The following is a 12,951-nucleotide window of genomic DNA, read 5'->3' as shown; positions in this document are numbered from 1 at the left end:
ATCGAATGTTTGTAGCGTTGACGTGAATAAAAGAACTGCAGGACTGGGATGTTTACCCCATGACGTTCATGAGATCGAACATAGGTAGGTACATGGCAACAACCAAAGAGCCGATCAATAGACCCAATGTCACGATGATCAGAGGTTCGAGGATTTTACCAAGATTATCAACGGTGTTGTCGACATCAGATTCATAGATCACCGCCACTTTGTTGAGCATGTCATCCAATGCCCCCGACTCCTCCCCGATCATGACCATTTGAGTCATCATGTCCGGAAAGGCGTTTGTTTCTTTGATGGCGCGATATAAAGGTCGTCCGCCTGCGGTTTGTTGATGAACACGCTCGATGACATGCGTGAAGTAGATGTTATTGGTTGTTTTACCTGCAGCGGCTAGCCCGCTTAGGAGGGGAATACCTGCGCTAAAGGTTATCGCAAGTGTTCGGGTAAATCGAGATAGGGTCGCTTTGGTCAACACATCGCCAATGATGGGGATATGCAGAGAGAATTTACTGACTTTCAGTTTAAACGCATCACTCTTGTTGTAACTGGTTTTGAAAGCCAGCACTGACAGTACGGTGACAAGAAAGAGATAATGGCCATAGTTCTGAAGTGCATCAGACACGCTGAGGACCTTCAATGTAAACCAAGGCAGTTCGGCATTAAAGGATGAGAACACATCTTTAAATTGCGGAATAACGAAGATCAACATACCAATGGTTACCAGCAGCGCAATCACGGAAACGATACCGGGGTAGATCATGGCTTTGACCACTTTGGCTCGAGTGGCTTCGCTTTTCTCTCGGTAGACGCAAATTCGCACGAAGATTTGCTCTAAGCGGCCTGTCTGTTCGCCCGTCGCCACGAGGTCGCAATAAAATTGATCAAACAGAGGTGAGCTGTTTTTCATCGCCTGAGATAGCGATGAACCCGCCTCAATGTGTTGGTAGATCTGATTGATGATCAGCCCTAATTCTGCTTTCTTTGCACTTGATTTCAATAGTTTCAGCGTTTCAGTGAGTGGTAGCCCTGCTTCCAACATGGTGGCCATTTGGCGGGTAAACAAGGTGATGTCTTTGTGGTTGGCGGTATTACGACGTTTCACCCAAGACGATGGTGAACGTTGCTTGATTTTTTCGATGCGAATTTGTTGTGCTGCAAGCATGTTTCTCGCTTCGTCTTCACGATACGCCAATAACTGTCCTTTGACTTTTGCGCCTTTGCTTGTGTATCCACGCCAATGGTAAGCGCGAAGCTGCGCTGCTTTCTCGGCCATCCACTGTCCTTCTTATATGCTGATAACGCGTTGTAATTCTCGTAAGCTCGTGACACCTGTATTGAGTTTTTCAATGCCTGAGGTTTGAAGCGTCGACATGCCGTTCTCGACGGCAAGGTACTCTAATTCGGAAGCGCTTGCCCCTTTGCCAATTGCTTCAGCAATCTTGCGTGTGATGGGCATGACTTCATAAATACCGACGCGCCCTATGTAGCCATGGTTGCAATGGTCACACCCTTCAGGGCGTGCATCGAATACGTGATCCATTTTTAGAGAGGGGTAGTGCTGAGCAAGGCTGAGTAAGCGGTGATCATCATTGTCATGGGGGATTTTGCAATGTTGGCAAAGTCGTCGCGCTAAGCGCTGCGCAATAATAAGCGACAACGAGGAGGCAAGGTTGTATGTCGCCACCCCCATGTTGGCCAAGCGCGTGATACTTTCTGCGGCAGAGTTGGTGTGTAGCGTAGAAAGCACCAAATGGCCGGTTTGAGAGGCTTTGATGCCTATCTCTGCGGTTTCCAAATCGCGAATCTCTCCCACCATGACCACATCTGGATCTTGACGCAAAAATGCCCGCAATGCGGTGGCGAACGACAAGCTAATGTCATTGTTCACGCTAACTTGATTAATGCCCGGGAGGTTAATTTCTACTGGGTCTTCGGCGGTGGAGATATTGCGCTCTGGCGTATTGAGGTACTTCAAACCTGTATACAGGGAAACGGTTTTTCCGCTCCCTGTTGGCCCTGTCATCAATATCATGCCTTGAGGTCTATCCAGCGCCGTCAAGTAATCGCGTTTTTGCTGTTCGTTATAACCGAGCGCATCAATGTCTAGCGCGACACTGCCACCATCCAATATCCGAAGCACGACTTTTTCACCAAACAGCGTCGGCAGCGTTGAAACACGCATATCAATCGAGCGTCCATCACCTAAGGCGAGTTTCATGCGGCCATCCAGCGGAATACGACGCTCGGCGATGTTGAGCTTTGACAGAATCTTCAAACGCGTAGAAAGACGGCGAGAGATACCCGCAGGAGGTGAACTGTGCAGTTGCAATATGCCATCAAGTCGAAAACGAATCTGGTAGCTGTGCTCAAACGGTTCGAAATGAATATCCGAGGCTTGCTTACGAACGGCATCTAACAACACTTGTTGGATATAGCGGCTGACGGGGGCATCGTCATTAAGCGCTGCGTCAGATTCTTCATTGTCATCAAGCACCGCGAGAGAGGCCAAATCATCGTCGGAGACGGATTGCGAATCGGATTGATTGCTGGAAATGTGTTTGCCGTAAAGTTTTCGAATAGCACCAGTGAGTTGTTGGTGATCAACGAGAACGGGTTTTATTTGGTAGCCAGTTGCGAAGCGGAAGTCGTCTTGAGCTTCAAGGTTAGCAGGATCACTGACTGCTAACGTTAAAACACTGTTGCTGTATTCGATGGGTAAGACTTGATGAAGAAGTACTAGCTCTCTTCTATTGTTTTGCTTATTAACTTCCTCAAATGGGAAGTTATAAAGAGATTCAATCGGCTCACCAAACAGCTGGCTTAACAAATGAGCTAATTCTTCGCTAGAGTATATCTTCGAATCAATGATGGCAGCAGGTAAAGACAAACCTGTTTTTACCTGCTGTTTATTGATCACTTCGAGTTGCGCATCATTGATATATTTTGCGCGATGAAGCAATAGAAGAGAGTTATTCAAAGGGCTAAGTTATGAAGAAGGCGGAATAGTAAGATCTGTGTCTACTGCGCAGTTACCTACCTTTTCATCAAAGTTTGCAGCATTGTAAGTACATGTCCATTTGCCTGTTGCAGCTCTTGCATAATTAGTAATAAAGATATTCTCTTTAGTTACTTTAAGTGACCCATCGTTTTTTGCAGCACCTGCCGTTACCGTTACTTGGTCGGCAGTAATACCGTATTCACTCGATAGTAAAGCTTGAGTTACGAAACCTTTCCCATCGAGAATATCTGAGTCGATAACGGATTGAAGGTTCTTCATTGTTCCTATTGCCGCTACAACTTCACTTTTTTCTTGGAACTTTTGATACGTCGGCACAGCAATCGCCGTCAATGCACCAATAATCCCTACAACAATCAATAGCTCGATCAAGCTAAAGCCTTTTTGCTTTTTCATTTTGAATCCTCTTCGTTATGCATCTAGGTGCGTTTAAGTGGTCTCAAAATACGACTAATGAAAACAGGGGGATATAGCGATATGTACGAGTTTCGAGTAAAGGTTCAAATTACATGTAACAGTATTGTAAAGTCTTATAGTTCCTGTGATTTCAGGGTCAAAAAAAGCAGGCGATCGCCTGCTTAGCAAATGTTAATTTGCCCTTATTTCAAGGCATTACTTTAAGCGCATTGAGAGGTCCATCGCACGAATATGTTTGGTGAGTGCACCGACGGAAATGAAATCGACACCTGTTTCAGCGTATTCTCTCAGTGTGTCTAGCGTTACGTTGCCGGATACTTCCAATGCAATGCGGCCTTGGTTGAGCGCAACCGCTTCACGCATCATGTCCGTGGTGAAGTTATCCAGCATCACGATGTCTGCACCCGCATCAATCGCTTGTTGCAATTCGTCTAAGCTCTCGGTTTCAACTTCCACAGGTTTCCCTGGGTTAAGCTGTTTTGCGGTTTGCACGGCTTGCTGAATACCGCCACAGGCAATGATGTGGTTCTCTTTTATTAAGTACGCATCATAAACACCGATACGGTGGTTGTAGCCACCACCGCATGACACGGCATATTTCAGTGCGTTACGTAGACCTGGAATGGTTTTGCGTGTATCTAACAGGCGCGTCTTTGTGCCGACGAGCTTTTCGACATAAGTTGCTGTTTCTGTCGCACAACCCGAGAGGGTCTGGATGAAGTTCATGGCGTTGCGCTCACCCGTTAACAGCGTACGGGCAGGGCCGTCTAATTCACACAAGACTTGGTTAGATGCAACCTTGTCGCCATCTTTCACTTTCCACGAAATAGACACCTGATTACCTAACTGACGGAACACCTCATCAGCAAACAACTGACCACAAAAAACGCCATGCTCACGCGTGATGATGGTAGCGGTCGCCATTGAATCTGCTGGGATCAAGCTGGCGGTAATGTCTTGGTCTGCATCCAGCACGCCACCGAGGTCTTCTTTTAGTGCATCGCTAACACAACGCACAACGTCATGTTTTAAATGTTCTTTTAATAGAGAGAGACGTGCGTGGCTATCGTGGATTTGCGGTGTGTTCTGGTGTTCAGACATGGTGGTTCCATCACGGTTTGAGTCAAAGTGTGTTCAGGCAATGCCTGACGCAATTGGCTGCAAGTTTACATGGCACAAATCAAGAATGCGAGGAGAGGCAAGCGTAGATCTTTCAGCCATTCCTCTCTTTATTAGATGCGCTGGTAGATACGCAGGTGTGAACAAGGCATGAAGGAAAGAATGTCGGTTCGCGTTTTTTAGAAAAGAGATCGTGGCCTTTGTCATGGGGGTACGGCGAGAAATCGGCTAACATAATCGCATCCTCGTGATTACAAAACGATAAACGCTATGCTGACGATTTCAGATCACCGCATTGACGGTGCAACCTTTCTTCCTTCTCCTCACTTTAATGAGCGTCCCGAATGTAATGATGTTTCATTGTTGGTTATTCACAACATTAGTTTGCCGCCGGGTGAGTTTGGTGGCCCCTACATCACGCAATTCTTTCAAGGTGAACTAACCTCAAAGGCGCATCCATTTTTCGATGAAATTCGCAGTATGCAAGTGTCTGCGCATTGCTTGATCCGAAGGGATGGCAGCGTGATTCAGTTTGTCCCTTTTGATAAAAGGGCATGGCATGCGGGTGTGTCCTGTTTTGAAGGGCGCGAGCAGTGCAACGATTTCTCGATTGGTATTGAGCTTGAAGGGACAGATGATCTTCCTTACACCGATGCGCAATATCAAACACTGAGTGCGGTGACGGACGCGATTATCCAGGCTTATCCCGCCATCAATATGGCAAGAATTGCGGGCCATGATGAGATTGCACCGGGGAGAAAAACCGACCCAGGGCGCGCGTTTAATTGGTCTAAATTCCGAGCTCTGGTCAGTCCACTTAAAACATCGTAATTCTTGTAACGTACTGATCTGTATGGTTGCAATCGTGATTTCTTTCCGAGAGGAATGTGCCTCGAAGGTTTTCCCTTCGTGATAAAAATGTGATTAAATTAAATGGTCTGACCATTGAGACCCTGCGCGCTGTTTATGCGTCCAACATCTGACTGTAATTTCTATGACGCAAATCAAGTTTACGGTAGACACTTGAGTCACTTAACGGTAAACTTTTAGGTGTTTGGTTATTGGTCTTACCAATTTACAAGGACCAATATTTGGGACAGGACGCGCAGGAATTCCGGCGCCACAAAATAAAGAATAACAATGGCTATACAACGGATCCGTCAACCCAAACTATCAGATGTTATCGAGAAAGAGCTTGAGAGCTTGATTTTGGAAGGGACGCTATCTCCGGGGCAAAAACTTCCCCCTGAAAGAGAGTTAGCAAAACAATTTGATGTTTCCCGCCCGTCAGTTCGTGAAGCTATTCAGCGTTTAGAAGCCAAGAAACTACTGAACCGCAAACAAGGTGGTGGCACCTTTGTTAGCGAGCGTTTATGGCAACGTTTTTCTGAACCTTTGATTGAGTTGCTCGCGGAGCACCCTGAATCTCAATTGGATTTACTGGAGTCTCGTCACGCGTTGGAAGGCATTTCTTCCTACTTCGCGGCGCTACGGGGCACAGATGAAGATTTAACTCGAGTGTGCAAGTGTCACGATAACATTCGAGAAGCTCAGCAACTGGGTGATATAGAAGCCGAAGCCAGTGCCGTCATGAAGTACTTGATTGCGGTGACTGAGGCATCACACAACGTGGTACTGCTGCACATTATGCGCAGTTTGGCCCCCTTGCTTGAGCAAAACATTTTACAAAACTTTGAATTACTCAATCGTCGTGTAGATGTGGTTGAGAAGGTGAGTAAACACAGAGCTAACATTGTGCAGGCGATAACTGCTGGGGAACCTGAACAGGCCCGTCAGGCATCACATGCGCATTTAGCTTTTATTGAGGAAACCTTGCTCGATTTGGGTCGAGAGGCCAGCCGCCGAGAGCGCTCGCTTCGCCGAATTCAGCAACGCAAGGACGAGTTGGAATAACGCTTCCTGACAGCTCATTTACGTATTAGAGCTGTCAGGATGCGTTTTTTTCAGCTGCGACAACATTAGTTTTGTACGAATCAATCAACGAAAGGATAGATCGCCATGTCTGAAGTCATGAAAAATGACGTGGACGCACTTGAAACTCAAGAGTGGTTAGAAGCTCTTGCATCAGTCGTCCGTGAAGAAGGTGTAGAGCGTGCCCAGTTCCTACTTGAAGAAGTGATGGAAAAGGCGCGTCTTGATGGTGTAGATATGCCAACAGGCATCACCACCAACTACGTAAATACCATCCCTGCGGATAAAGAACCTGCATACCCTGGTGATGTAAACCTAGAACGTCGCATTCGTTCTATCATTCGTTGGAACGCGATCATGATCGTGTTGCGCGCATCTAAGAAAGATTTGGATCTGGGTGGCCACATGGCGTCATACCAGTCTGCATCTGCTTTCTATGAAGTTTGTTTTAACCATTTCTTCCGCGCACCTAACGAGGTGGATGGCGGTGATTTGGTTTACTACCAAGGCCACATCTCTCCGGGTATTTACTCGCGTGCGTTTGTTGAAGGTCGCTTGACTGAAGAGCAACTGGATAACTTCCGCCAAGAAGTCGATGGCAAAGGTATTCCTTCATACCCACACCCTAAATTGATGCCTGAATTCTGGCAGTTCCCTACCGTTTCTATGGGTCTGGGTCCTATCTCTGCTATCTATCAAGCTCGCTTCCTGAAATACCTGGAAGGCCGTGGCTTGAAAGAAACTGGCGCACAGCGCGTTTACGCGTTCTTGGGCGACGGTGAGATGGATGAGCCAGAATCACGCGGTGCGATTTCATTCGCTGCTCGTGAAAAACTGGGCAACCTATGTTTCCTCATCAACTGTAACCTTCAGCGCCTCGACGGCCCAGTAATGGGTAACGGCAAGATCATCCAAGAATTGGAAGGTCTGTTCAAAGGTGCTGGCTGGAACGTTGTTAAGGTCGTTTGGGGTAGTGGCTGGGATAAACTGCTGGCAAAAGACACCACCGGTAAGCTTCTTCAGCTAATGAACGAAACTATCGACGGTGACTACCAAACATTCAAATCTAAAGACGGTGCTTACGTACGTGAGAACTTCTTTGGCAAATACCCAGAAACAGCGGCGCTTGTTGCTGACATGACTGATGAAGAGATCTTCGCGCTGAAACGCGGTGGTCACGAGTCTTCTAAACTGTTTGCTGCATTCAAGAACGCACAAGACAACCAAGACCGTCCAACCGTTATCCTGGCTAAAACTGTTAAAGGTTACGGCATGGGTGAAGCGGCGGAAGGTAAAAACATCGCGCACGGTGTGAAGAAAATGGACATGACCCATGTTCAACACCTACGTGACCGTCTTGGCCTGCAAGATCTTGTTTCTGATGAAGACATGAAAGCTCTTCCATATTTGAAATTGGAAGAAGGTTCGGCTGAATACGAATACATGCATGCGCGTCGTAACGCATTGCACGGCTACACGCCACAGCGTCTGCCTAAGTTCACCGAAGAGCTGACTATTCCAGAAGTGGAAGAGTTCAAACCTCTGCTTGATGAGCAGAAGCGTGACATCTCTACCACCATGGCGTTTGTTCGTACGCTGAACATTCTGCTTAAGAACAAAGGCATTGGTAAGAACATCGTTCCTATCATTGCGGACGAAGCACGTACTTTCGGTATGGAAGGTTTGTTCCGTCAAATTGGTATTTACAACCCATCGGGCCAGGAATACACCCCTGAAGACCGTAGCGTTGTTTCTTACTACAAAGAAGCGACCTCTGGTCAGGTTCTGCAAGAAGGTATCAACGAACTGGGCGCAATGTCGTCTTGGGTCGCTGCTGCAACGTCTTACAGCACCAACAACTTGCCAATGATCCCGTTCTACATCTACTACTCAATGTTTGGCTTCCAACGTGTGGGCGACATGGCGTGGATGGCTGGCGACCAACAAGCGCGTGGCTTCCTATTGGGTGCAACGGCGGGTCGTACAACGCTGAACGGTGAAGGTCTACAGCACGAAGATGGTCACAGCCACATTCAGGCGAACACCATCCCTAACTGTATTTCTTACGACCCGACGTTCGCGTACGAGTTAGCGGTAATCATGCAAGACGGTATCCGTCGCATGTACGGTCCAGAACAAGAAAACGTGTTCTACTACCTAACGCTGATGAACGAGAACTACGCAATGCCTGCAATGCCAGAAGGCGCTGAAGAAGGCATTCGTAAGGGTATCTACAAACTTGAGTCTTACGCTGGTGCGAACAAAGTTCAGCTGATGAGCTCAGGCACCATCATGAATGAAGTGCGTAAAGCGGCTCAAATCCTAAGTGATGAGTACGGCGTAGCGTCTGATATTTACTCTGTGACCTCGTTCAACGAGCTAACACGTGAAGGTCAAGATGCTGAGCGCTTCAACATGCTGAACCCAGCAGCAGAGCCTAAAGTGCCTTACATCACGCAAGTGATGGGTTCTGAGCCTGCAATCGCTGCGACTGACTACATGAAGAACTACGCAGAACAAGTGCGTGCGTTCATGCCTTCTGAGTCTTTCAAAGTGCTGGGTACTGATGGCTTTGGTCGTTCAGACAGCCGTGAGAATCTGCGTCGTCACTTCGAAGTGAACGCAGGCTACGTTGTTGTTGCTGCACTAAGCGAGCTAGCAAAACGTGGTGATATCGAGAAATCTGTCGTGGTTGAAGCGATTCAAAAATTCGATATCGATACTCAGAAAGTGAACCCACTGTACGCGTAAGAGGCAGAAATCAATGGCAATCGAAATTAATGTTCCAGACATCGGTGCCGATGAGGTTGAAGTAACAGAAATCCTCGTCAGCGTTGGTGACAAAGTTGAAGAAGAGCAGTCGCTGATCACCGTTGAAGGTGACAAAGCGTCTATGGAAGTACCCGCATCACAAGCGGGTGTGGTGAAAGAAATCAAAGTTGCTGAAGGCGACACGGTTTCTACCGGTTCTTTGATCATGATCTTCGAAGCGGAAGGCGCAGCTGCTCCAGCACCAGTGGCAGAAGCACCTGCTGCAGCGGCTCCGGCTGCTGCACCTGCGGCCGCTGAACTGAAAGAAGTTCACGTTCCTGATATCGGTGGTGACGAAGTTGAAGTCACTGAAATCATGGTGGCAGTTGGCGACAGCATCGAAGAAGAGCAATCTCTTCTGACCGTTGAAGGCGACAAAGCGTCAATGGAAGTGCCAGCACCTTTCGCTGGCGTGCTGAAAGAAATCAAAGTAGCAGCGGGCGATAAAGTATCGACTGGCTCATTGATCATGGTCTTCGAAATCGCGGGTTCTGGCGCTGCTCCTGTAGCTGCCGCTCCTGCAGCTGAAGCACCTGCGGCGGCACCAGCTGTTGCGGCAATGAAAGAAGTTCACGTTCCTGATATTGGTGGCGACGAAGTTGAAGTCACTGAAATCATGGTTGCGGTTGGCGACAGCATTGAAGAAGAGCAATCTTTGATCACTGTTGAAGGTGACAAGGCGTCTATGGAAGTGCCTGCACCGTTTGCTGGCGTACTGAAAGAAATCAAAATCGCTGCTGGTGACAAAGTGTCTACGGGCTCGTTGATCATGGTCTTCGAAGTGGCAGGCTCGCCTGTTGCGGGCGCAGCACCGGCTGCTCCTGTTGCTGCGGCACCTGCTCCAGCAGCAGCGCCAGCACAAGCAGCGACTCCTGCACCAGCGGCTCAAGCAGCACCTGCAGCCGCTGATTTCGTTGAAAACAACGAATATGCACATGCATCTCCAGTCGTTCGTCGTCTGGCGCGTGAGTTTGGCGTTAACCTCTCTAAGGTGAAGGGTTCTGGTCGTAAGAGCCGTATCCAGAAAGAAGACGTTCAAAACTACGTGAAAGAAGCGCTTAAGCGTCTTGAGTCTGGCGCAGCAGCGTCTGCTTCAGGCAAAGGCGATGGCGCAGCACTTGGTTTGCTACCTTGGCCGAAAGTTGATTTCAGCAAGTTTGGTGAGACTGAAACCAAGCCGCTATCTCGCATCAAGAAGATTTCTGGCGCTAACCTGCACCGTAACTGGGTAATGATCCCGCATGTTACACAGTGGGATAACGCAGACATCACTGAACTTGAAGCTTTCCGTAAAGAGCAAAATGCGGTTGAAGCGAAGAAAGACACTGGCATGAAGATCACCCCATTGGTGTTCATCATGAAAGCCGCTGCAAAAGCACTTGAAGCATTCCCTTCATTCAACTCTTCTCTGTCGGATGACGGTGAGAGCTTGATCTTGAAGAAATACGTGAACATCGGTATCGCGGTGGATACACCAAATGGCTTGGTTGTTCCTGTATTCCGTGACGTTAACAAGAAAGGCATCTACGAGTTGTCGGCTGAGCTAATGGAAGTGTCTAAGAAGGCACGTTCAGGCAAGCTAACAGCATCTGATATGCAGGGCGGCTGCTTTACTATCTCTAGCCTAGGTGGCTTGGGTGGTACTGCGTTTACCCCAATTGTTAATGCACCAGAAGTTGGCATCTTGGGCGTATCTAAATCGGAAATGAAACCGGTTTGGAATGGTAAGGACTTCGTTCCTCGCCTTATGTTGCCGCTGTCATTGTCATACGACCACCGTGTTGTTGATGGTGCAGAAGGCGCACGTTTTATTACTTACTTGAACGAGTGTCTTTCTGACATTCGCCGTCTAGTACTGTAAGACGACACCCAGTCAGTGCCTGCCTGCATATGGCAGGTACTGATTTGATGTATAGCTCACAGGCTATGGGTTTTTATTTTTCAGCTTGTTAACACAGTTGTAAAATGTCAGACCAATAATGTGACTCCCTAAGGGGGGACATATCGTGAAACACTATTGTTCCGCTATAAAAATAAACTCTTAGCCTGTCAGGGATATAAGACTACAACGAGGTCAGAATGAGTAAAGAAATCAAAACCCAAGTCGTGGTACTGGGTTCAGGTCCTGCTGGTTATTCAGCCGCTTTCCGTTGCGCAGACTTGGGTCTGGAAACTGTTCTGGTAGAAAAATACAGCACGCTAGGCGGTGTATGCCTAAACGTGGGCTGTATCCCATCGAAAGCCCTACTCCACGTTGCTAAAGTGATTGAAGAAGCTAAAGCAATGGCTGAACACGGTGTTGTCTTTGGTGAGCCAACAACAGACATCGACAAGATTCGTGTTTGGAAAGACAAAGTTGTCACCCAGCTAACTGGCGGTCTTGGCGGTATGGCTAAGATGCGTAAAGTTAACGTGGTTAACGGTTACGGTAAATTTACTGGCCCGAACACCATCGTGGTTGAAGGCGCTGATGGCCCAACAACCATCACCTTTGACAATGCAATCATTGCGGCGGGTTCTCGTCCAATCGAATTGCCATTCATCCCGCATGAAGATCCACGCATCTGGGATTCAACTGACGCACTAGAGCTGAAAGAAGTTCCAGAGAAGCTGTTGGTGATGGGCGGCGGTATTATCGGTCTAGAAATGGGTACCGTATATGACGCACTGGGTTCACAAATCGACGTGGTTGAAATGTTCGACCAAGTTATCCCAGCAGCCGACAAAGACATCGTAAAAGTCTTCACTAAGCGCATCAGCAAGAAGTTTAACTTGATGCTTGAAACCAAAGTGACTGCGGTTGAAGCGAAAGAAGACGGCATCTACGTAACGATGGAAGGCAAAAAAGCACCTGCTGAGCCAACACGTTACGATGCAGTACTGGTTGCGATTGGTCGTGTACCAAACGGTAAGCTTCTGGATGCAGAAAAAGCAGGCGTTGAAGTTGATGAGCGTGGCTTTATCAACGTTGATAAACAACTGCGTACTAACGTTGCTCACATCCACGCGATTGGCGACGTTGTTGGTCAACCAATGCTTGCGCACAAAGGTGTGCATGAAGGTCACGTAGCGGCAGAAGTGATTTCTGGTAAGAAACATTACTTCGATCCTAAAGTGATTCCTTCAATTGCGTACACTGAGCCAGAAGTTGCCTGGGTTGGTAAGACCGAGAAAGAAGCGAAAGCAGAAGGCCTCAACTACGAAGTTGCTACCTTCCCGTGGGCTGCTTCTGGTCGTGCAATCGCCTCTGACTGTTCAGACGGTATGACGAAGATGATTTTCGACAAAGACACTCACCGTGTAATCGGTGGTGCGGTTGTCGGTACTAACGGTGGTGAACTGCTGGGCGAAATCGGTCTAGCTATCGAGATGGGTTGTGATGCGGAAGATATCGCATTGACTATCCACGCTCACCCAACGCTGCACGAATCAGTAGGTCTTGCTGCTGAAGTGTTTGAAGGTTCAATTACTGACCTACCAAACGCAAAAGCGATGAAGAAGAAAAAGTAATTCTTCTGACTGTTTAGTATGAAAAACGCCTCTTTTCAGAGGCGTTTTTTTATGCCTGAAAGGTAAGGAATTGTTCTAGGTCGAAACGTTTGAATAAGTAGGAATCCAGATCAATAAAGTACACCGTTCTTTTTGACTTTAAC

At 47.7% G+C, this 12,951-nt stretch carries 9 protein-coding genes; 5 read left to right on the top strand and 4 right to left on the bottom strand.

All coding sequences use genetic code 11. The features are described from left to right. Positions 1-52: 52 nt before the first annotated feature. From BCT27_RS15125 to nadC, 4 genes are all read right to left on the bottom strand, one after another. Positions 53-1,276 (bottom strand): type II secretion system F family protein, encoded by a 1,224-nt coding sequence (locus BCT27_RS15125; protein ID WP_102396153.1) that lies wholly within the window; start codon positions 1,274-1,276, stop codon positions 53-55. A 12-nt stretch (positions 1,277-1,288) separates the two neighbouring features. Continuing rightward, entirely contained in the window at positions 1,289-2,980 is a 1,692-nt protein-coding gene (pilB, locus tag BCT27_RS15120; protein ID WP_198597573.1) for a type IV-A pilus assembly ATPase PilB, read from the bottom strand. Between the two features lie 9 nt (positions 2,981-2,989). Further along, on the bottom strand, positions 2,990-3,415 hold the full coding sequence (locus BCT27_RS25975; RefSeq protein WP_102318517.1) for a pilin: 426 nt from the start codon (positions 3,413-3,415) through the stop codon (positions 2,990-2,992). A gap of 216 nt (positions 3,416-3,631) precedes the next feature. Continuing rightward, entirely contained in the window at positions 3,632-4,537 is a 906-nt protein-coding gene (gene nadC, locus BCT27_RS15110; RefSeq protein ID WP_102390634.1) for a carboxylating nicotinate-nucleotide diphosphorylase, read from the bottom strand. 288 nt (positions 4,538-4,825) lie between these two features. On the opposite strand from nadC, the gene ampD reads away from it, so the two are divergent. The 5 genes from ampD (at position 4,826) to lpdA (ending at position 12,808) form a co-directional block, all read left to right on the top strand. Further along, positions 4,826-5,386 (top strand): 1,6-anhydro-N-acetylmuramyl-L-alanine amidase AmpD, encoded by a 561-nt coding sequence (gene ampD, locus BCT27_RS15100; protein ID WP_102390633.1) that lies wholly within the window; start codon positions 4,826-4,828, stop codon positions 5,384-5,386. 309 nt (positions 5,387-5,695) lie between these two features. Beyond that, positions 5,696-6,469 carry a pyruvate dehydrogenase complex transcriptional repressor PdhR gene (pdhR, locus tag BCT27_RS15095; RefSeq protein WP_017008201.1) on the top strand — a complete coding sequence of 258 codons (774 nt, stop codon included), beginning with the start codon at positions 5,696-5,698 and terminating at the stop codon, positions 6,467-6,469. 105 nt (positions 6,470-6,574) lie between these two features. Continuing rightward, the gene (gene aceE, locus BCT27_RS15090; protein ID WP_102396151.1) at positions 6,575-9,238 is read left to right on the top strand and encodes a pyruvate dehydrogenase (acetyl-transferring), homodimeric type; all 2,664 of its coding nucleotides are present in this window, start codon (positions 6,575-6,577) and stop codon (positions 9,236-9,238) included. 13 nt (positions 9,239-9,251) lie between these two features. Continuing rightward, positions 9,252-11,159: a pyruvate dehydrogenase complex dihydrolipoyllysine-residue acetyltransferase gene (gene aceF / locus BCT27_RS15085; RefSeq protein WP_102318513.1), complete on the top strand. Its 1,908-nt coding sequence runs from the start codon at positions 9,252-9,254 to the stop codon at positions 11,157-11,159. Between the two features lie 218 nt (positions 11,160-11,377). Beyond that, positions 11,378-12,808: a dihydrolipoyl dehydrogenase gene (gene lpdA, locus BCT27_RS15080; RefSeq protein WP_102318512.1), complete on the top strand. Its 1,431-nt coding sequence runs from the start codon at positions 11,378-11,380 to the stop codon at positions 12,806-12,808. Positions 12,809-12,951: the final 143 nt, after the last annotated feature.

It is taken from the genome of Enterovibrio norvegicus, assembly GCF_002876705.1.
GTDB lineage: Bacteria > Pseudomonadota > Gammaproteobacteria > Enterobacterales > Vibrionaceae > Enterovibrio > Enterovibrio norvegicus_B.
This window is presented reverse-complemented; position numbering and strand designations above follow the sequence as displayed.